Raw genomic sequence first — 17,931 nt, forward strand, 5'->3', positions numbered from 1 at the left:
ACCCGGAGGGCCGCGTCAGCGCAAAGTGCGACCGGCCTTTTCGAGAAGATCGTGCTCGAACAATGAGTCAAGCAGAAGTCAAGAGAACGGCAAGTCGAATGAGGCTTGCCAACTTGGCGCGTCGCACGGACTATCGCCTGCCCGCGAGGTCAATCGCGCGTGGAAGACAAGAATTTACATGGGAGGACTAAATGGCTGAACTCGTCGTGCTCTACAAGACGCCCAAGGATGCTGCCGCCTTCGACAAGCATTATGCCGAAACGCACATCCCGCTCGCGAAGAAACTGCCCGGCTTGAAGAAGTACGCGGTCAGCACCGGCCCGGTCGGTTCCCCCGCCGGTCCTTCCGGAGTGCACCTCGTGGCTATCCTCACCTTCGACAGCGTGGCCGACATCCAGAAGGCGTTCGGCAGCGACGCGGGCAAGGCGGCGGCAGGCGACGTGCCGAAATTCGCCAGCGGCGGCGCCGACCTGCTGATCTTCGACACCAAGGAAGTGTGAGACTTCGATTCAACTTTCGTCGAAAGCTGCCGTCGTTTGTGACAGCGGTGCAAAAAATTCAGCCATGCGTTTGTCGATTCGCACGACGACGCATGGCTGCGCACATGCATGTGACGACAACGCGGGTGGCAATCTCATGAGGGCCGTAATACTACTCTCCTGAATTTTAATGCAGAGCAGGAGAGACGTCATGGTGCTTGGCTTGAGCCTGTCCACCTTCACCTTGGTCCATGTCGTCATCAGCCTGATCGCGATCGCCGCCGGCCTCGTCGTCATGTTCGGCCTGCTCGGCTCGAAGTCGATGCCGGGCCTCACCGCGATCTTCCTGTTGTTCACGATCCTCACCAGCGCCACCGGCTTCCTGTTTCCGTTCGAGAAGCTGCTGCCCTCGCACATCATCGGCATCATCTCGCTGGTGCTGCTCGCGATCGCCTGCTTCGCGCTGTACGGCATGAAGCTCGCGGGCGCCTGGCGGCCGGTCTATGTCGTCACCGCGATGATCTCGCTCTATTTCAACGTCTTCGTGCTGGTGATCCAGTCGTTCCTCAAGGTGCCGGCCTTGGCCGCGCTCGCGCCGGCGGTGGCGCCTGCGCCGCCGTCGGGCCCGGTGTTCGCCGTGGTGCAGGGCATCGTGCTCGTGTTCTTCGTCGTGCTCACCGTCGGCGCCTGGCGCCGCTTCAAGCCGATGGCATTTGCCTGATCACACGATTCTCAACATCCCGGTCGATGCGAGGCGTCGCATTCGGGATCTCGCGCGACTATCTGCGCAACGTCGGCGCGTTCCTGTTCGCGCGCAACGCAACCGAGCTTCACTGAAAGAGAGCGATCATGCCCACCATCACCACCAAGGACGGCGTCGAGATTTTCTACAAGGACTGGGGCAGTGGTCAGCCGATCGTGTTCAGCCATGGCTGGCCGTTGTCGGCCGATGACTGGGACGCGCAGATGATCTTCTTCGCCAACAACGGCTATCGCGTCATCGCCCATGATCGCCGCGGCCATGGCCGCTCGTCGCAGGTTTCCGACGGGCACGACATGGATCACTATGCCGACGACCTCGCGGCGGTCACGGCGCATCTCGACCTCAAGAACGCCATTCATGTCGGCCATTCCACCGGCGGCGGCGAAGTCGTGCACTACATCGCGCGCCATGGCGAGAGCCGGGTGGCGAAGGCGGCGATCCTCTCCGCGGTGCCGCCGCTGATGGTGCAGACCGCGGCCAATCCGGGCGGCCTGCCGAAGAGCGTGTTCGACGATCTGCAGAAGCAGCTCGCCGCCAGCCGCACGCAATTCTATCGCGACCTCCCCACCGGCCCGTTCTACGGCTACAACCGTCCCGGCGCCAAGCCGTCGGAAGCGGTGATCCAGAACTGGTGGCGCCAGGGCATGATGGGCGGCGCCAAGGCGCATTATGACGGCATCGTCGCGTTCTCGCAGACCGATTTCACCGAGGATCTGAAGAAGATCACCGTGCCCGTGCTGGTGATGCACGGCGACGACGATCAGATCGTTCCTTACGCCGATTCCGCGCCGCTGTCGGCCAAGCTGCTCAAGAAGGGCATCCTGAAGACCTACAAGGGCTTCCCCCACGGTATGCCGACCACGCACGCCGAAACCATCAACGCCGACCTGCTGGCGTTCTTCAAGGAGTGAGGCACCTCACTTCAAGATCGCCCGGATCGCATCGAAGGTGCGCTTGACGAAGGCATCCGGCTTCTCGCGCGTGCCTTCGCCGAGCCAGCTCTCGCCGCCGACGCGCATCGCGCCGGTGGCGATCATGGCGACGAGCCGGGCGTTCACCCGGTCGGATTTGGTTCGCCCGCGCTGGGCGAGCCCGTCGGCCAGAGCGCGCTCGAGCTTCTCGTATTTGAGCTGGTCGCGCGCCTGGAGCGCGGGATTGTCGCGCTTGAGCCGCGACATCGCGGCGGCTTCGGCGGGGTCGAGCCGCTTGATCACCGCGGCGATCGCATTCTCGGCCGCCGTCAGCATGGATTCATCCGCAGGCCGGGCGACGACCTCGTCGACCAGCGCGCTGGCGGCATTCTCCTGCCAGGCGGTGACCACGTCCTCCTTGGACGCGAAATAGTGGAAGAAGCTGCGGCGCGACACCTCTGCCGCCGCCGCGATGTCATCGATGGTCGTGGCCTCGAAGCCGCGCTCGAGGAACAGCGTCATCGCCGCCCGCGTCAACCGGGCGCGGGTCAGTTGCCGCTTGCGCTGGCGCAGCCCGGTGACATCAGGGGCTCTTCCGTCCGCGGGCAATTTCCGGGCAACCTTCGAAGCCTTCAAATCATGTCACCTCTTGCAAAGTTGCACTCAGTGCACATTTAGACCCGGCGCGGGCCTCGTTCCAGCCCCGGACGGAGATATGGCATGACCGACTGGACCACGGCTGACATCCCCTCGCTCAGCGGCAAGACCGCCGTCGTGACGGGAGCGACGGGCGGCCTCGGTTACGAGACGGCGATGGCGCTGGCGGGCGCCGGTGCCATTGTCATACTCACGGGACGCGACGACGCAAAGGGCTTGCGGGCGATCGAGGGCATTTGCGCGCGGTTTCCGGGGGCGCTGATCGCCTACGAGCATCTCGATCTCGCCAATCTCGCCTCCGTCGCCGATTTCGCCGGGCGCTTCGCCGCAGGCAACGAGCAGCTCGATCTCCTCGTCAACAATGCCGGCGTGATGGCGCTGCCGAAACGGCGAGAGACCGAGGACGGTTTCGAGATGCAGCTCGGCACCAACTATCTCGGTCATTACGTCCTGACGGCACGCCTGCTGCCGCAGCTTCGCCGGGCAACGGCGTCGCGTGTCGTCAATCTCTCCAGCCTTGCGCACCGCTCCGGCGTGATCGATTTCGACGATCTGCAAGCCAAGCATTCCTATCGTCCGTGGCGCGCCTACTGCCAGTCCAAGCTGGCGATGCTGATGTTTTCGCTCGAATTGCAGCGTCGCAGCGATGCGGCAGGCTGGGGCGTCAGGAGCATGGCCGCCCATCCCGGCTTTGCGCGCACCGATCTGATCGCGAACGGCCCGGGCGCCAACACGGTCCAGTGGCGGGTCGGCCGGCTGCTGCAGCCGCTGTTCAGCCAGTCCGCGGCCGAAGGCGCACTGCCGACGCTGTTCGCCGCAACCTCGCCCGCGGCGGAGCCCGGCGGGTATTACGGTCCGAACGGGTTCTATGAGATGAAGGGGGCGCCGGCGGCGGCGAAGATCATGCCGCACGCGAAGGACTTTGCTGTCGCGGCCATGCTGTGGGATGTCTCGGCGACGTTGACCGGTATATCCTTCGACGAGATCGCGGCCGCCGCGTGAGCCGTGCCGACGCCAGGAACATCCCGATGAAGGTCATCATCTTCGGCGCGACCGGCATGGTCGGGCAGGGCGTGTTGCGCGAATGCTTGGTCGATGCCGGCGTCGACCGCGTGCTCGTCGTTGGCCGCAGCCCGACCGGCGTGCGCAACGCCAAGCTCGTCGAGATCATCCACGACAACTTCCTGGACTATTCGGCGATCGAAACGCGGCTGACCGGCTTCGACGCCTGCTTTTTCTGCCTCGGCGTCTCCTCGATCGGCATGAGCGAGGAACGCTACCGCCATCTCACCTATGACCTGACCCTCGCGGCGGCGACGACGCTGGCGCGCCTCAATCCGCAGATGGTCTTCACCTATGTCACCGGCGCCGGCACCGATTCCAGCGAGCAGGGCTCGCGGATGTGGGCGCGGATCAAGGGCAAGACCGAGAACGATCTGCTCAAGCTGCCGTTCAGGGCCGCCTATATGTTCCGGCCAGGCGCGATCCAGCCTTTGCACGGCGCCCGTTCCAAGACCGCCTGGGTGCAGGCGGTCTATACCGCAACCCGGCCGCTCTGGTCGGTGCTGCGCCTGATATCGCCGCAACTCGTCACCTCGACCGAGCAAATCGGCCGCGCCATGATCCGCGTCGCCCGCGAGGGGTATCCGCGGAAGGTGCTGGAGATGGCGGATATCAATAGCCTCTAGCCGGCCGGTCCGTTAGTTTGAGCGGAAATATCGCGGCCTGCGCGCGTTGAGGCCTGTCCACTCCCAAGGAGAAGCGTCGGCGATGCCGCCCCAGCTCAAACTGATCGCCCTCGACGCCGACGATCTCGCCGTGATCTCGACCCATGTCCAGGACGCCCGCGTCCAGATCTCCGACATCATCTGGCGGCAGGCCGAGAAGCGGCTTGTGGTCGGGATGAGCCGGCTGGACTGGGAGCAGACGCTGGAAGGGCAGACCGAGCCGCGCCGGCTCGTCGCCGCGCTCCGCTTCGACCGCGTGCTCGCCTGCAAATCGCGCAACATCGACTTGGGCGCTCCCGACAAGGTCCTGGACCTCGTCGGCATCGAGTTTCACCCGCGGGACGGGCGCGAAGCCGAGCCCGGCGGCAGCGCCCTGCTCTTGTTCGCGCAAGGGGGCGCCGTCCGGCTCGACGTCGAATGCCTGGAATGCGAGCTCACCGACCTCGGGGGGGACGCGCTGGGAACAGGGGTGGAGATCGAGGGGGAGGTGTGAGGTTGCCTGTATACCAGCCGCACCGTCCCGGACCTGCGCCAGGACGGCGCCTTGCGAGGGTTGACGCCGCTTCCCCGCCGCGCCATTGAGCAGGGGACCTGGTGCGCCAATCCGCCCCAAAGACCATCCAGAAGCCAAGCCAGACATGCCCGTTCGTCTCGACCGCAGCAGCGCCGATTTTGACCAGCGATTCGCGGCCTTCCTCGCCACCAAGCGCGAGGTCTCGGCCGACGTCGAGGCTGCCGCGCGCGCGATCGTCGACGATGTCGCCCGGCGCGGCGACGCGGCCCTGCTCGAGGCCACGGCCAAGTTCGACCGCCTGACCCTGGACGCCGGCGGCCTGCGTGTCACGGCAGCGGAGATCGAGGCCGCGACAAAGGCCTGCGATGCCCTCACGCTGGATGCGCTCAAGCTCGCGCGCGACCGCATCGAGATCTATCACCGCCGCCAGCTGCCGCAGGACGAGCGCTTCACCGATCCGCTCGGCGTCGAGCTCGGCTGGCGCTACACCGCGATCGAATCCGCCGGCCTCTACGTGCCCGGCGGCACCGCGGCCTATCCGTCCTCGGTGCTGATGAACGCGGTGCCCGCCAGGGTCGCCGGTGTCGCGCGCCTCGTGATGGTGGTGCCCTCGCCCGACGGCAAGCTCAACCCGCTGGTGCTGGCGGCCGCGCAACTCGGCGGCGTCACGGAAGTCTACCGCGTCGGCGGCGCGCAGGCCGTGGCCGCGCTGGCGCACGGCACCGCGACGATCGCACCGGTCGCAAAAATCGTCGGCCCCGGCAATGCCTATGTCGCCGCCGCCAAGCGGCTGGTGTTCGGCAAGGTCGGCATCGACATGATCGCCGGCCCCTCCGAGGTGCTCGTGATCGCCGACGACACCGGCAATGCCGACTGGATCGCCGCCGACCTGCTGGCGCAGGCCGAGCATGACGCCAGCGCGCAGTCGATCTTGATCACCGATTCCGCACGGCTCGCGGCCGATGTCGAAAAGGCCGTCGAAGCGCAGCTGAAGACGCTGCCGCGCGCCGCGATCGCCGGCCCCTCCTGGGCCGATTTCGGCGCCATCATCTTGGTGAAGAATCTCGCCGACAGCATTCCGCTTGCGGATGCGATCGCCGCCGAGCATCTCGAGATCATGACGGTGGATCCCGATGCGCTCGCCGCGAAAATCCGCAACGCCGGCGCGGTGTTCCTCGGACCGCATACGCCCGAGGCGATCGGCGATTATGTCGGCGGCTCCAACCACGTGCTGCCGACGGCGCGCTCGGCGCGATTCTCCTCAGGCCTGTCGGTGCACGACTTCATGAAGCGTACCTCGATCCTGAAATGCGGCCCGGATCAGCTGCGGGCGCTGGGACCTGCCGCGATGACGCTCGGCAAGGCGGAGGGACTGGACGCCCATTCGCGCTCGATTGGATTGCGCCTCAATCTGTCATGACAAAGCCGCCCGAACAGGACGACTCCAACAACCGCATCGTGGGCGTCACGCTCGACGAAGACTCGATCGGCCGTTCCGGCCCCGACATCGAGCATGAGCGCGCGATCGCGATCTACGATCTGATCGAGCAGAACCTGTTCGCGCCGGACGGCGCCGAAGGGAAGGGCCCGTTCACGCTGCATATCGGCATCACCGGCAACCGACTGATGTTCGACATCCGCCGCGAGGACGGCACGCCCGTCGTCGCGCACCTGTTGTCGCTGACGCCGTTCCGGCGGATCGTGAAGGACTACTTCATGATCTGCGACAGCTATTACCAAGCGATCCGCACCGCGACCCCCGACAAGATCGAGGCCATCGACATGGGCCGTCGCGGCATCCATGACGAGGGATCGCGCACGCTGCAGGAGCGCCTGAAGGGCAAGGTGCGGGTCGACTTCGAGACCTCGCGCCGGCTGTTCACGCTCATTACCGTCCTGCACTGGAAGGGTTAAGTGCGATGGCGGGTCCGCCACGCGCACGCGATCCGCAATCGGTGCTGTTCGCCTGTGCGATGAACAGCGTGCGCTCGCCGATGGCCGAGAGCCTGTTGCAGCACATGTTTCCGCAGGGCCTCTACGTCAAATCCGCCGGCGCCAGGAAGGGCGAGCTCGACCCGTTCGCCGTGGCCGTGATGACCGAGCTCGGTCAGGACATCTCCGCCCACAAGCCGCAGACCTTCGAGGAGCTGGAGGACTGGGAGGGGCTGAATTTCGACCTCATCATCACGCTCTCGCCCGAGGCGCATCACAAGGCGCTGGAGCTGACGCGAACGCTGGCGGCCGACGTCGAATACTGGCCGACGCAGGATCCCACCACCATCGAAGGCAGCCGCGACCAGAAGCTCGCCGCCTACCGCGAGGTCTGCGACCAGCTGTTGATGCGCATCCGCAAGCGGTTCGCCAAGGTCGGTGCGGCGAGCGGTTAGCGCCGCGACCGTAACACCCGCGTCACAGACGGGAGGCACACGCATGTCGGAAACCTCGAATCAGCAAAGTCCGGGTTCCCGGGTTGTGAAATCAGCCCCCTTCCGATAGGTTCCGCGCGCAATTCACCCCTGCCTCATCCCCCAAATCACCTGATGCTTGGCCGCCCCAAATTCGTACTTGCCTCCGGTTCGCCGCGGCGCCTGTCGCTGCTCAACCAGGCCGGCATCGAGCCGGACGCGCTCCGGCCGGCCGACGTCGACGAGACGCCGCGGCGCGGTGAGCTGCCGCGTGCCTGTGCCAATCGGCTCGCGCGGGCCAAGGCCGATGCGGCGCTGAAATCAGTGCAGCTCGACGACGAGCTGCGCGGGGCCTTCATCCTCTCCGCCGATACGGTGGTCGCGGTCGGCCGCCGCATCCTGCCCAAGGCCAATCTGGTGGACGAGGCGGCGCAGTGCCTGCGGCTGCTGTCGGGCCGCAATCACCGCGTCTACACCGCGATCTGCCTCGTCACGCCGCGCGAGGCGTTCCGCCAGCGCCTGATCGAGACCCGCGTCCGCTTCAAGCGCCTCTCGGAAGACGACATCCGGGCCTATATCGGCTCCGGCGAATGGCGCGGCAAAGCCGGCGGCTACGCCGTGCAGGGCATCGCCGGCTCCTTCGTGGTGAAGATGGTGGGGTCCTACACCAACGTCGTCGGCCTGCCGCTCTACGAGACCACCACGCTGCTCGCCGGCGAGGGTTTTCCGATCCGCTTCGGCTGGCTCAACGCCACCGCCGTCTGAGCCGAACGCCGCGGCTCGACAAAATCGCGAAAACAACCCCATGCACAGTAGAATGGCCCGACGGGGCGCGCGTGCCGCCGCACGAGGAACCCGTTTGCCGACAGGCTCTTGACCCCTTTCACCCCTGCGCAAGCTGCCGATATCATGGACGACCAGATCAAAAAGCCCGCGAGCCCGCTCAAAACCTGCCCGATCTGCGGCAAGCCGCAATCGGAAGCCACCCGTCCATTCTGCTCCTCGCGCTGCCGCGACGTCGATCTGAACCGCTGGCTGAAAGGCTCCTACGTCATCCCCGGCCGCGACGACGAAGTCGACGATGTGGAATAATAAGTAATATCAATGGCTTGAATTGACGACCCGGCCGCCGCGCGCCAGCCGCGGCAAGGCGGCCGCAGCTTGTGCACAGCCGGGCCGCGCCCGGCGAAGCCTGTTGGCGAAGCCGGGTGGACAGGTCGCCCCGAGCCCACTATAAACCGCCCGCTCGATGGGCTTTGGCCCCTCTCTTGGAGCACGCCCAGGTAGCTCAGTTGGTAGAGCATGCGACTGAAAATCGCAGTGTCGGTGGTTCGATTCCGCCCCTGGGCACCATTTTTTGGCCTCTCAGTACAAGATAGCGAACAACCCTTCCGCTGCTGCGCGATCGGCCGGCGCCACGCCGACGGCCATTCCTCCGCGTGCGCGACGTCCACAACCGTGCGCCATCGCTAATTAATGCGCGGCGATGCCCGCGCTCTCGATCACCCGCTTGTAGCGTGCGGTCTCCGCGACGATGAACGGGCCCATCTCGGCCGGCCCCTTGTCGGCGATCGACACCTGGCCGTTGGTGACGAGGTCCGCGACGATGCCGGGGTCGGCGAGCACGGCGGCCAGCGCCTCGGAAAGCCTGTCCACGATTCTCGGGTCGGTCCCGGCGGGGACCGAGACCCAGGTCGAGCCGACGCTGACGGCGTCGGGATAACCGGCCTCGAGCACCGTCGGCGCGTCGGGCAGCGCGGTCAGCCGCGCCGTGCCGGTGGTGCCGAGCACCTTGACCTTGCCGGTGTCGATCAGCGGCCGGAGCACGGCGAGATAGTCGAAGGAGACGTCCAGGATGCCCGACATCATGTCGGTCATCTGGCTCGAGCCAGACTTGTAGGGCACGTGAGTCAGCTTGATGCCGGCGGCCGCCTGGAACATCTCGCCGGCAAGGTGCTGGGCGGTGCCGGGGCCGGGGGAGCCGAAATTGACCTTGCCCGGGTTCGCCTTGGCGTAGGCGACGAACTCGGCCAGCGTGTTGTAGGGCGCTGCTGCGGTCGCGACGAGGATCTGGTTCGCCGAGCTCACGCCGCGGATATGGACGTAGCTCTTGAGCGGATCGTAGTTGAGCTTCGTCAGCCCGAGGTTGGGCTGGATCGTCATCGGTCCGCCGGAGGCGTAGAGCACGGTGTAGCCGTCGGGTTGCGCCCGCGCCACGAACTCCGTTCCGATGGTCCCGCCGGCGCCGGGTCGGTTCTCCACCACCACGGGCTGCCCAAGCCGCGTCCGCAGCAGCTCCGCGATCTTGCGCGAGACGAGATCGGTGACGCCGCCGGCCCCGAACGGGACCACCCAGGTGATCGCGCGGTTCGGCCAGGATTCCGCGGCCGTCTGGGCCTCCGCGGTGCCCGCCTGGAGTGTCAGCGTCGTCGCGGCGACGAGATACAGGAGCGCTTTCGTCGACGGCGATCGGGGGCGACTGCTCAGGCCGTTGCGTGCACCAAATCTTGCGGAAGGGCCTTGCTCACTGCCGGCCACCTGCCGCGAGGATCGATGATGGCCGCGCTGCTGCGACAGGACAGAGAGTCCGGATTCCATGGATGCAGTCCTCCCTCGTCGCAGCGCGGCCGTTTATGGCCATGTTGACCGAAGGCTACAGACTTGAGTCTCTTCCAACCATTGGCGCAGTCCGAGCATCTCTTTTGCAGAATATGAAAAGATCGACGGCGCAGCATGTCGCCGAGGCCGGCACGACGACGACCACGCGTATCGCCTCAGGGCACAATTTCCCTGAGCCCACAGCAGATGACGGTGACAAGCTGCCTTGCAACCAGCGGCGCTGGATGGTCGGTCACCTCCGCCGCGCGAACACCAACTGCCCGACGTCGATCTTGCCGGCTCTGAACCCGGCCTCGCAGTAGCACAGATAGTATTCCCACAGCCGGCGGAAGGGCTCGTCGAACCCGAGCGAGGTCAGGTCGGTCCAGGCGCGGCTGAAATTGTCGCGCCAGAGTGAGAGCGTCTTGGCGTAGTCCTGCCCGAAGACGCGCTCGCGAATGACGGGCATCTCGAAGCGCTCGCCGAGCGCGCGCAGGATGTTGGTCGACGGCAGCATGCCGCCCGGGAAAATGTATCTCTGGATGAAATCGACACGCTGCCGATAGCTGCCGAACAGCTCGTCGCGGACCGTGATGGCCTGGATGCCGGCGAGGCCGCCGGGCTTGAGCCGCTGATTCAGCTGGTTGAAATAGGTTGGCCAGAACTGCTCGCCGACGGCCTCGATCATCTCGATGGAGGCGATGCGGTCGAAGCGGCCATCCTGGTCGCGATAATCCTGCAAGCGGACCTCGACCTTCTCGGCGAGCCCGGCCTCGAAGATCCGCCGGCGGGCGAAGTCATGCTGCTCCTTGCTGATGGTGAGGGCCAGGACGTTGGCGCCATGGGTCTTGGCAGCGAATTCGGCGAAGCCGCCCCAGCCGCAGCCGATCTCGAGCACGCTCTGGCCGGGCTGCAATTCGATGGCCTTGGCGAGCTGCTCGTATTTGTGCTGTTGCGCGGCGGGAAGATCGGCTGTCCCGGCCGAGAACAGGGCCGACGAGTAGGTCATGCTGGAATCGAGCCACGCCGCGAAGAACTCGTTGCCGAGGTCGTAATGCCGGTGGATGTTGTGCCGCGATCCCTGCCTGGTGTTGCGGCGCAGGCGATGCAGCGCCTGCCGGCACAGGCGGATCAGCATGTTTCCGGCAAAGGCGCTGTCGACCAGATCCTCGTTGAGACAGAACACGTAGAGAAGCTGGGCGAGATCGGGCGTGGTCCAGTCGCCGCGAATATAGGCCTCGGCCATGCCGATATCGCCGCCGATGACGAGGCTGCGCGCGAACCTGTAATTGTTGAGCTCGATCGTGGCCGACGGACCCGGGAGCTGGCCGCGCAACGTGACCATTCGGAGATCGGGAAGGCGCACGTGAACGGTGCCGCACCGAAGCTGCGATGCGAGGCGCAGGGCCAGTCGGGCGAAAAACGGGACGTCGTCAAATCGAACGGCTTGATGGGTGGCAGCGAGGTCCATGGTCTAGATCTCACGTTGTTTCAAACGAGGCACGTGGGGAACACCTTTGAGCCAGAGCCGCATTGCTTCCCAATGAATGGCCGCGATCACCTTGAACGTCAGGAAGGGCAGGGCGACGAGCGCCGCCAACAGGGAACGGCTGGTCAGGGCACGGCGTCGTCCGCAGAACGCCGCCGCGAACATCGGGCCCTGCGCGCCGCTCTGCAGGATTCTGACTTTCACATCCTGCTCCGGCGGAGACACGCTGAAGCGATAATGCGTCTCCATCGCCATGAAGGGCGAGACGTAGAATGCCTTCGCCTGGCGTTGTCGGATGGCGCCGTCCGCGGCGTCCTGCACCGGCAGCACGTAGGAATGCATCTCGCCGAAGGTGTTGCGGACCTCGTAGATCAACAGGGCCGGATCGCCGGACGCGCCGTAGCAGAAATAGATCGACAGCGGGTTGAACACGTAGCCGAGGATCCTGGGATAGCAGAGCAGCAGCACGCGGCCTCCGGAGAGGTCGATGCCGCGTGCCGCGGCAAGGCGTCGGGCGTGTTGGCCGAGGCCCGTGCCCTTGCCGTCACCGTGGTCGCGCTCGTGGAAGCTGAAGGGCGCGGCGCGATTGACGCCGAACAGCCGGGACTGGCGATCCGCTTCGCCGAGCCGGTCGAGGTCGATCAACAGGCTCATCACGCGATAGGTGAACCTGTGCTGCACGGGCCGCCATCGCGCGTGCATCACCTTTCCCCAATAGAGCGCGGCGGGCGCCATCGCATCCTCCGCTCCAACTGGTTGGGTTCGGACCATCGCTCTACTCGGCGGCCTCGGCCAGCATCGGATCCGGCTGACGCCACGGAGTCTCGCTGCCGAGTGCCTCGGCAACGGAAATGCCGGCCTGCAACCCATCCTCGTGAAAGCCATAGCCGGTCCAGGCGCCGCAGAACCAGGTTCGACGATGTCCCTGGATGGCGGGGAGCCGCCGCTGCGCCGCGAACGCAGCCAGGTCGTATTGCGGGTGGGCAAAGCTGAATTTTCCAAACGTCAGATCGGCTGCCGGCTCGAAAGGAGGGTTGAGGCTGACGAACAACGGCTTGCGGTCATCGATGCCCTGCAGCCGGTTCATCCAATAGGTCACCGCGACGTCGTTCTGGGCGGGCGTTTGCCGCGGCCATCGCAGGAAGTTCCAGGATGCCCAGGCCTGACGCCGCCGCGGCATGAGATTGCGATCGCGGTGCAGATAAATGGTGTTCGGGGCATATCGGATCGCCCCGAGAACGGAGCGTTCCTGCGCGTCGGCATCCGACAGCGCCGCCAGGGCCTGATCGCTGTGACACGCCATCACCACGGCATCGTAAGTCTCCACGCCGCCGTGACTGTCGCGCACGGTCACGCCATGCCCGGCCCGGTCGATCGACGTCACCGCGCAGCCGAGCCGCATGTTGTGCCTGAACGAGGCGGTCAGCTTGTCGACATAGCGCCGGCTGCCGCCTTCCACGGTGCGCCAGCGCGGTCGATCGAGGTGCAGCAGCCGGTGATTGTCGAAGAAGGCGACGAAGTTCTCCGCCGGAAAGGACTGGATGTCATCCGACGAGGACGACCAGATGGCTGCCCCCATCGGGCCGAGATAGTCGGAGAACAGGCGCGGCCCGAACGATTCCCGGCGCAGATACTCGCCGAGCGTCAGGTCGCGCAGCCGGCCGGCACGCAGATCGGCAACAGCCTGCCTGTTGAACCGTGCGACTTCCGCCAGCATGCGAAAGTAGGACGGCGATGCGAGATTGCGCGGTTGCGCGAACAGGCCGCAGGCGGTCTGAAAGGCGGTTTCGCCGCCACCGCGCCATTCGAACCGGCCGTGATCGGCAGACAAGGCGAAGCTCATGCACGTCTCGACCGTCTTCACGCCCAGATGCGTGAACAATGACGTCAATTGCGGATAGTTCGTCTCGTTGAACACGATGAAGCCGACATCGACGTCGATGGGGGCGCCGTCATAGTCGATCCGAACGGTGTGGCTATGCCCGCCCGGCTGCAGCTCACGTTCGTAAACGGTGACGGCGTAACGTTTCGACAGGAGCCATGCGGCGGCATTGCCGGCAATTCCCGTCCCGATCACGGCCAAACGCATCCTCTTTCGCCCCCATTGCGGTACCGTCAGCGGCGGTTCCTGAAGCAATCCTGAGGAAACGCCGGGCGAGATGGCCTGGATCACCTGTCATCGCCGAAAACCCGCCGTCGAGGGCGAAACCGCGGCCCGGCGGTGACGTAACGACAGAGGTCAATTCGGATGGGGACATGATCCTTCTCTACGTTCAGGCGATAGGCTGCATTGCGCTGGCCCTCTGCCTCCTGATGGCGCTGGCCTGGGTCGTTCAGCAGCGCACCGGCAATTCCGGCTGGGTCGATGCCATCTGGTCCTACGCGACCGGCCTCGTCGGCGCGGCGGCGGCCTTGTGGCCGCTCGACGAGGGGGCGCCGGCCCGCCGGGTGCTCGTCGCAGGGCTTGTGCTGCTTTGGTCGGTGCGGCTCGGCACGCACATTGCGCGCCGCTCTGCGGCCGGGATCGACGATCCCAGATATGCGAACTATGCGCGCCAATGGGGGCCTGATGCCCCTCGCCGGATGTTCCTGTTTCTGCAGTCACAGGCGCTGGTCTCGGTGCCACTGCCGTTCGCCGTCTTCCTCGCCGCGCACGCGCCCGAGCCCGGACTGCGACTGCAGGACTATGCCGGGATCGTCATCATTTTGGCGGCCGTCGCCGGCGAGGCATTGGCGGACCGGCAATTGCGACACTTCAAGCGCGATCCGTCCAATGCCGGCCTTGTCTGCGATGCCGGCCTTTGGCGCTGGTCGCGTCACCCGAACTATTTCTTCGAATGGCTGGGGTGGCTGGCTTACCCTGTCATCGCGTTATCATCAGGATATGCGTGGGGCTGGGCCAGCCTGGCGGCGCCGGTGATCATGTACTGGATCCTGGTCCATGTGACGGGAATACCGCCGCTCGAAGAGCAGATGCTGCAATCGCGGGGCGACCGGTATCGCCGCTATCAGGCCCGCACCAGCGCATTCTTCCCATGGCCGCCGCGACGGGCATCGCAATGAGTGTCCGATGTGATCCGCCACGGCTGCCGGAACGTTAATCTGGCGGCCGCTCGACAAGCCGCCGGATGCAGCGCGAATGGAAACACGGATATGAGCCTTTTCTTGACCTATCTCGCGGTGGCCGTGACCTTCGTTGCCGTCGACATGGCTTGGCTCACGACCATGGTCGAACGGCTGTATCGGCCGGTGCTGGGCGATATGTTGCGGGCCGAGCCCAATTTGCCGGCCGCGGCGGCGTTCTATCTGTTGTATCCCGTCGGCCTGATCTGGTTTGCCGTGCTGCCTGCGCAGCAGGACGGCGGCGCGCTGCGCGCGTTCACGTCGGGCCTGATGTTGGGCTGCTTCACCTATGCGACCTATGATCTGACCAATCAGGCGACGCTGCGCAACTGGTCGACCGGACTGACCCTTGCGGACGTTTGCTGGGGATCGTTCCTCGCAGGCATCAGTGCCTGGATCGGATTTCTTGTCGCCCAAAAGCTGGCGCATTGAGCCGGCGCGACCATGCGTGCCGATCGCGTCAGGTGGATGTCCCGCCTCCGAGCCGATCGAACGCTGCTCTCGTCTCCGCGATCTTGTCGGACAAGCGTTTGAAGGCAATCCGGGCCTGCAGCTTCGACTCCTCGTCGAGCATGAGGCTTGCGAGATCGACCAGCTGATCGCCCATGCGCTCCATGATGGCGAGCAGCCGATCGACGCCGGCTTCAGGCTCGTCGGCGACGACGCGCTCGACCTCTCTCACAATGGCTTCGAGCCTTGCGGTCGAGGAGACCAGCCGGTTGTCGCGTCCGCGCTCGGGGAATTCGATGATCTCTGCATCCATGCGCGCGATCTCGCCGGCTTCAGGCCGCAGCCGATGCGCTGAGGCAATCCTTGCGCATCGCCACGATGGTTCGGTGCAGCCAGGTCTTGATGGTGCCGACCGGCACGCCGAAGCGACGGGACAGGCTCGCGCGGCTCTCGCCTTCGAGATAGGCCAGAGCGACCAGCCTGCGACGATCTTCCGGCAAGCGAGCCAACGCGCCGCGGGCAATGGGTTCGGCGCTGGCGTAATCGAAATCCTCGGCGGTTGACGGCCCGGCTGCCGTCGGGACCAGCAGCGCCTTGTCGAGCTCGACACTCGGCTGTCGCTTGGTCCTGAGATGATCGATCGCGGTGTGCCGAACGATCGCGGACATCCAGGCCGTCGCTGGAGCCCGCGCGGAATCGAACCGGGCCGCATTGCGCCAGATCTTGACGAAGCTGTCCTGGAGGATGTCATCGACGTCATGCGGCGAGGCGCCGACGGCCAGCGCGATCCGGCGCAGCCTGCCGCGTGTCAGCGTATGGAGCTCGGCGAAAGCACGTGTTTCGCCTGCAGAGACGCGTGCCAGAAGTTCCGGCAATCTCTCGCTTCCTGCCTGACCTGGCGGGCTTGAAGAGGCCATGTCCTGTCTCCGTTGCGTTTCCCAGAAAACGCTCCGGACGTGCGCGCGGATCACCCGGCGGGAGACAGACGAAGCGGAATCAGAGCCGGACGAACGGCCCGATCAATCGGCCGAGGAACCCGTTCATGCGCAGGTCGCCGGTCATCGCGACCAGACACACGCAAGGGCCTTCGTCGCCGACGACGGGACGATGATCGATCTCGTCGTCGCCATAGTCAAAATCCCCGGGACCGAAGCGTCCGCCCTCATGGCTGAAGCTGCCCTCGAGCACGAGCGTCAGCTCGGTGCCGGTGTGCGTGTGCTCGAGCATGCGCGAGCCCGGTGCCGACCGTAGCAGGAAGGCGCGCGCCTGGCCCGAACCGGAAAGCTCGATCGGTCGCAGGCTGAGACCCGGCGCGACACGCCGGCGCTTGCCGATGCGGTATCTTCGCAGTGCCGGCGGAAGATCATGGTCCGTGGTGGACGCAGCGGGAGGCGCCGCCGTCTCTGGCGGAGACTCGTGGATTGCCGACATCACGCGGTCGAACGCATCTGGCGCGATCGGCACCGGCTCGACATCCTCCAGCGCTGCTCCCGCGAGGTGCTCGATCGTCTGCACGAAGCGGGCGCACCGGGCGCAGCCGGCCACATGCACGCCTACGACCAGTTGGTGGGCCTCTTCCAGCTTGCCGGCCGCGAAATCGGCCAGAAGATCTTCCGGCGGATGATGGCTGATCGTCATGCGTCTTCGTCCAAAATGTCTCGCAACCGGTTCATCGCCAGCCTGATCCGTGACTTGACCGTGCCGAGCGGAATCCCGAGCGCGCTGGCGATCTCCGGATGCGGCCTTTCCTCGATGAACGACAGCCTCACCACCATGGATTGCTCTGCCGAGAGTTGCGCGATGGCCGAGGCGATCCTTGCCGCGTCCTGTCCACGCGAGATCAGGATATCGGCCGCCTCGGCCTGATCCGCCTCGTCGGGCAGCTCGGAGCTGGTTTGCAGGCGCTCCGCGCGCGACCTGCGGCGGAAGAAATCGATCCGCAGATTGCGCGCGATCGTGAATATCCAGGCTGGCGCGCCCGCTGTCGCGGGGTCGAACTGGTGCGCCTTGCGCCACACGGCGATCATGGTGTTCTGGGCGATCTCTTCCGCCTCATCCGGGCTGCACCCGGCCCTGAGCATCAGCCCCTTGATGCGGGGCGCGAAATGCTCGAACAGCCGCTTGAAAGCCTCCCGGTCTCCGTCGGAGGCGACGCGCCCGATCAAATCAGCCCAGTCCACCTTTGCCTTCGGCCCTCTGCTCGCACCAATCGACAGCCGCGCTGCCACCCTCCGGGGTAAAGCAACCTCGGCCCGGATTGGCATCTCTAAAGCCCGGATAGCAGCGATCATAGCGCCTCGACAAGCGACCTCTTGGGCTGAAAACGACCGAGACCGGCCGCCGGATCACTGCGGAACCTGCATTGTTGCGTGTTCCCGGACCGCCTGCCGCGGGCGCGATTAGCCCTGGCACTTCCCTTGCTCAGTCTTGACCAAAGCCAGGCCTCGATGGAGAGGCCCGTTTCAGGTTGAGGCAAGCGATGCAAGAAATGTCCCGTTCTGGTACTGCCGGCGAACATCGGCTCGATGCGCTGATCGCCGATCTGTGGTGGCGCGTTCGGCTGTTGAATACCGATATTCTCGAGGAGGAAGCCAAAGCCGGCGTGTTCGACCCGGTTGCGCCGACCTATCCGCTGCTCGCCCTCAATCTTCGCGCGCGGCGTGACAATCTGGTCGCCACGATCGGCGTGCTCGAGCAGCGTGCGAAATCCGTGGCGGAAGCGGCTTGAGGGCAGTCATGACGGGTTGTGCCGCGGTATGTTGCAACTAAGAAAAGCGCATGACATCCTCCCTCTTTGAGGGACCGAATTGCCGAT

23 protein-coding genes and 1 tRNA gene are annotated in these 17,931 nt (G+C 65.5%); 15 read left to right on the plus strand and 9 right to left on the minus strand.

Annotation, left to right across the window (positions count from 1 at the left end):
- The first annotated feature begins 191 nt into the window (after positions 1 to 191).
- From CO669_RS22290 to CO669_RS22300, 3 genes are all read left to right on the plus strand, one after another.
- Positions 192 to 500, plus strand: a complete 309-nt coding sequence (locus CO669_RS22290) for an EthD family reductase (protein WP_097662085.1) — start codon at positions 192 to 194, stop codon at positions 498 to 500.
- Between the two features lie 190 nt (positions 501 to 690).
- Positions 691 to 1,200 (plus strand): hypothetical protein, encoded by a 510-nt coding sequence (locus tag CO669_RS22295; protein ID WP_097662086.1) that lies wholly within the window; start codon positions 691 to 693, stop codon positions 1,198 to 1,200.
- A gap of 128 nt (positions 1,201 to 1,328) precedes the next feature.
- Positions 1,329 to 2,153: an alpha/beta fold hydrolase gene (locus tag CO669_RS22300; RefSeq protein ID WP_097662087.1), complete on the plus strand. Its 825-nt coding sequence runs from the start codon at positions 1,329 to 1,331 to the stop codon at positions 2,151 to 2,153.
- A gap of 6 nt (positions 2,154 to 2,159) precedes the next feature.
- Here CO669_RS22300 and CO669_RS22305 read toward each other — a convergent pair whose 3' ends face one another.
- A complete protein-coding gene (locus CO669_RS22305) occupies positions 2,160 to 2,789 on the minus strand; it encodes a TetR/AcrR family transcriptional regulator (RefSeq protein ID WP_097662088.1) in 630 nt (209 codons plus the stop codon).
- Positions 2,790 to 2,873: 84 nt separating this feature from the next.
- On the opposite strand from CO669_RS22305, the gene CO669_RS22310 reads away from it, so the two are divergent.
- From CO669_RS22310 to CO669_RS22350, 9 genes are all read left to right on the plus strand, one after another.
- Positions 2,874 to 3,812, plus strand: a complete 939-nt coding sequence (locus CO669_RS22310) for an SDR family oxidoreductase (RefSeq protein WP_097662089.1) — start codon at positions 2,874 to 2,876, stop codon at positions 3,810 to 3,812.
- Positions 3,813 to 3,838: 26 nt separating this feature from the next.
- Positions 3,839 to 4,498: a Rossmann-fold NAD(P)-binding domain-containing protein gene (locus CO669_RS22315; RefSeq protein ID WP_198964188.1), complete on the plus strand. Its 660-nt coding sequence runs from the start codon at positions 3,839 to 3,841 to the stop codon at positions 4,496 to 4,498.
- 82 nt (positions 4,499 to 4,580) lie between these two features.
- Positions 4,581 to 5,030, plus strand: coding sequence for a DUF2948 family protein (locus CO669_RS22320; RefSeq protein ID WP_097662091.1), 450 nt, complete (start codon positions 4,581 to 4,583; stop codon positions 5,028 to 5,030).
- A gap of 145 nt (positions 5,031 to 5,175) precedes the next feature.
- On the plus strand, positions 5,176 to 6,471 hold the full coding sequence (gene hisD / locus CO669_RS22325; protein WP_097662092.1) for a histidinol dehydrogenase: 1,296 nt from the start codon (positions 5,176 to 5,178) through the stop codon (positions 6,469 to 6,471).
- The gene (locus CO669_RS22330) at positions 6,468 to 6,965 is read left to right on the plus strand and encodes a UPF0262 family protein (protein WP_097662093.1); all 498 of its coding nucleotides are present in this window, start codon (positions 6,468 to 6,470) and stop codon (positions 6,963 to 6,965) included. Before hisD ends, CO669_RS22330 begins: the two co-directional genes overlap by 4 nt.
- Positions 6,966 to 6,970: 5 nt before the next feature.
- The gene (locus CO669_RS22335; RefSeq protein ID WP_097662094.1) at positions 6,971 to 7,438 is read left to right on the plus strand and encodes an arsenate-mycothiol transferase ArsC; all 468 of its coding nucleotides are present in this window, start codon (positions 6,971 to 6,973) and stop codon (positions 7,436 to 7,438) included.
- Positions 7,439 to 7,591: 153 nt separating this feature from the next.
- Positions 7,592 to 8,221, plus strand: a complete 630-nt coding sequence (locus tag CO669_RS22340; protein WP_097662095.1) for a Maf-like protein — start codon at positions 7,592 to 7,594, stop codon at positions 8,219 to 8,221.
- A gap of 144 nt (positions 8,222 to 8,365) precedes the next feature.
- Complete coding sequence (gene yacG, locus CO669_RS22345; protein ID WP_097662096.1) at positions 8,366 to 8,548, plus strand: DNA gyrase inhibitor YacG; 183 nt, start codon at positions 8,366 to 8,368, stop codon at positions 8,546 to 8,548.
- Positions 8,549 to 8,733: 185 nt separating this feature from the next.
- A tRNA-Phe gene (locus CO669_RS22350) sits at positions 8,734 to 8,809 on the plus strand.
- Positions 8,810 to 8,929: 120 nt separating this feature from the next.
- Here CO669_RS22350 and CO669_RS22355 read toward each other — a convergent pair.
- From CO669_RS22355 to CO669_RS22370, 4 genes are all read right to left on the minus strand, one after another.
- On the minus strand, positions 8,930 to 10,054 hold the full coding sequence (locus tag CO669_RS22355) for a Bug family tripartite tricarboxylate transporter substrate binding protein (protein ID WP_097662097.1): 1,125 nt from the start codon (positions 10,052 to 10,054) through the stop codon (positions 8,930 to 8,932).
- A gap of 253 nt (positions 10,055 to 10,307) precedes the next feature.
- Positions 10,308 to 11,525: an SAM-dependent methyltransferase gene (locus tag CO669_RS22360; protein WP_097662098.1), complete on the minus strand. Its 1,218-nt coding sequence runs from the start codon at positions 11,523 to 11,525 to the stop codon at positions 10,308 to 10,310.
- A gap of 3 nt (positions 11,526 to 11,528) precedes the next feature.
- Entirely contained in the window at positions 11,529 to 12,278 is a 750-nt protein-coding gene (locus CO669_RS22365) for a DUF1365 domain-containing protein (protein WP_245444441.1), read from the minus strand.
- A 40-nt stretch (positions 12,279 to 12,318) separates the two neighbouring features.
- Positions 12,319 to 13,632, minus strand: coding sequence for an NAD(P)/FAD-dependent oxidoreductase (locus tag CO669_RS22370; RefSeq protein WP_097662100.1), 1,314 nt, complete (start codon positions 13,630 to 13,632; stop codon positions 12,319 to 12,321).
- A 167-nt stretch (positions 13,633 to 13,799) separates the two neighbouring features.
- Here CO669_RS22370 and CO669_RS22375 point away from each other — a divergent pair, with 167 nt between their 5' ends.
- The gene (locus tag CO669_RS22375; RefSeq protein ID WP_097662101.1) at positions 13,800 to 14,606 is read left to right on the plus strand and encodes a DUF1295 domain-containing protein; all 807 of its coding nucleotides are present in this window, start codon (positions 13,800 to 13,802) and stop codon (positions 14,604 to 14,606) included.
- A 90-nt stretch (positions 14,607 to 14,696) separates the two neighbouring features.
- Positions 14,697 to 15,098, plus strand: coding sequence for a DUF2177 family protein (locus CO669_RS22380; protein WP_097662102.1), 402 nt, complete (start codon positions 14,697 to 14,699; stop codon positions 15,096 to 15,098).
- A 28-nt stretch (positions 15,099 to 15,126) separates the two neighbouring features.
- On the opposite strand, the gene CO669_RS22385 is transcribed toward CO669_RS22380, so the two are convergent.
- The 4 genes from CO669_RS22385 to CO669_RS22400 form a co-directional block, all read right to left on the minus strand.
- The gene (locus tag CO669_RS22385; RefSeq protein WP_097662103.1) at positions 15,127 to 15,429 is read right to left on the minus strand and encodes a hypothetical protein; all 303 of its coding nucleotides are present in this window, start codon (positions 15,427 to 15,429) and stop codon (positions 15,127 to 15,129) included.
- A gap of 19 nt (positions 15,430 to 15,448) precedes the next feature.
- Positions 15,449 to 15,991: an RNA polymerase sigma factor gene (locus CO669_RS22390; RefSeq protein ID WP_502694503.1), complete on the minus strand. Its 543-nt coding sequence runs from the start codon at positions 15,989 to 15,991 to the stop codon at positions 15,449 to 15,451.
- A 121-nt stretch (positions 15,992 to 16,112) separates the two neighbouring features.
- Positions 16,113 to 16,754, minus strand: a complete 642-nt coding sequence (locus CO669_RS22395) for a ChrR family anti-sigma-E factor (protein ID WP_097662105.1) — start codon at positions 16,752 to 16,754, stop codon at positions 16,113 to 16,115.
- Positions 16,751 to 17,296 carry a sigma-70 family RNA polymerase sigma factor gene (locus tag CO669_RS22400; RefSeq protein ID WP_097662106.1) on the minus strand — a complete coding sequence of 182 codons (546 nt, stop codon included), beginning with the start codon at positions 17,294 to 17,296 and terminating at the stop codon, positions 16,751 to 16,753. The genes CO669_RS22395 and CO669_RS22400 overlap by 4 nt, the downstream gene beginning before the upstream one ends.
- A gap of 299 nt (positions 17,297 to 17,595) precedes the next feature.
- Between CO669_RS22400 and CO669_RS22405 the strand changes: the two genes are divergently transcribed.
- On the plus strand, positions 17,596 to 17,844 hold the full coding sequence (locus tag CO669_RS22405) for a hypothetical protein (RefSeq protein ID WP_097662107.1): 249 nt from the start codon (positions 17,596 to 17,598) through the stop codon (positions 17,842 to 17,844).
- Positions 17,845 to 17,931 lie beyond the last annotated feature (87 nt).

It is taken from the genome of Bradyrhizobium sp. Y36 (genome assembly GCF_002531575.1).
Taxonomy (GTDB): Bacteria; Pseudomonadota; Alphaproteobacteria; order Rhizobiales; family Xanthobacteraceae; genus Bradyrhizobium.

Coding starts and splice junctions, on each gene's coding strand:
- CO669_RS22290 (WP_097662085.1), top strand. CDS start 192: ATGGCTGAACTCGTCGTGCTCTACAAGACGCCCAAGGATGCTGCCGCC.
- CO669_RS22295 (WP_097662086.1), top strand. CDS start 691: ATGGTGCTTGGCTTGAGCCTGTCCACCTTCACCTTGGTCCATGTCGTC.
- CO669_RS22300 (WP_097662087.1), top strand. CDS start 1,329: ATGCCCACCATCACCACCAAGGACGGCGTCGAGATTTTCTACAAGGAC.
- CO669_RS22310 (WP_097662089.1), top strand. CDS start 2,874: ATGACCGACTGGACCACGGCTGACATCCCCTCGCTCAGCGGCAAGACC.
- CO669_RS22315 (WP_198964188.1), top strand. CDS start 3,839: ATGAAGGTCATCATCTTCGGCGCGACCGGCATGGTCGGGCAGGGCGTG.
- CO669_RS22320 (WP_097662091.1), top strand. CDS start 4,581: ATGCCGCCCCAGCTCAAACTGATCGCCCTCGACGCCGACGATCTCGCC.
- hisD (WP_097662092.1), top strand. CDS start 5,176: ATGCCCGTTCGTCTCGACCGCAGCAGCGCCGATTTTGACCAGCGATTC.
- CO669_RS22330 (WP_097662093.1), top strand. CDS start 6,468: ATGACAAAGCCGCCCGAACAGGACGACTCCAACAACCGCATCGTGGGC.
- CO669_RS22335 (WP_097662094.1), top strand. CDS start 6,971: ATGGCGGGTCCGCCACGCGCACGCGATCCGCAATCGGTGCTGTTCGCC.
- CO669_RS22340 (WP_097662095.1), top strand. CDS start 7,592: ATGCTTGGCCGCCCCAAATTCGTACTTGCCTCCGGTTCGCCGCGGCGC.
- yacG (WP_097662096.1), top strand. CDS start 8,366: ATGGACGACCAGATCAAAAAGCCCGCGAGCCCGCTCAAAACCTGCCCG.
- CO669_RS22355 (WP_097662097.1), bottom strand. CDS start 10,054: ATGGAATCCGGACTCTCTGTCCTGTCGCAGCAGCGCGGCCATCATCGA.
- CO669_RS22360 (WP_097662098.1), bottom strand. CDS start 11,525: ATGGACCTCGCTGCCACCCATCAAGCCGTTCGATTTGACGACGTCCCG.
- CO669_RS22365 (WP_245444441.1), bottom strand. CDS start 12,278: ATGGCGCCCGCCGCGCTCTATTGGGGAAAGGTGATGCACGCGCGATGG.
- CO669_RS22370 (WP_097662100.1), bottom strand. CDS start 13,632: ATGCGTTTGGCCGTGATCGGGACGGGAATTGCCGGCAATGCCGCCGCA.
- CO669_RS22375 (WP_097662101.1), top strand. CDS start 13,800: ATGATCCTTCTCTACGTTCAGGCGATAGGCTGCATTGCGCTGGCCCTC.
- CO669_RS22380 (WP_097662102.1), top strand. CDS start 14,697: ATGAGCCTTTTCTTGACCTATCTCGCGGTGGCCGTGACCTTCGTTGCC.
- CO669_RS22385 (WP_097662103.1), bottom strand. CDS start 15,429: ATGGATGCAGAGATCATCGAATTCCCCGAGCGCGGACGCGACAACCGG.
- CO669_RS22395 (WP_097662105.1), bottom strand. CDS start 16,754: ATGACGATCAGCCATCATCCGCCGGAAGATCTTCTGGCCGATTTCGCG.
- CO669_RS22405 (WP_097662107.1), top strand. CDS start 17,596: ATGCAAGAAATGTCCCGTTCTGGTACTGCCGGCGAACATCGGCTCGAT.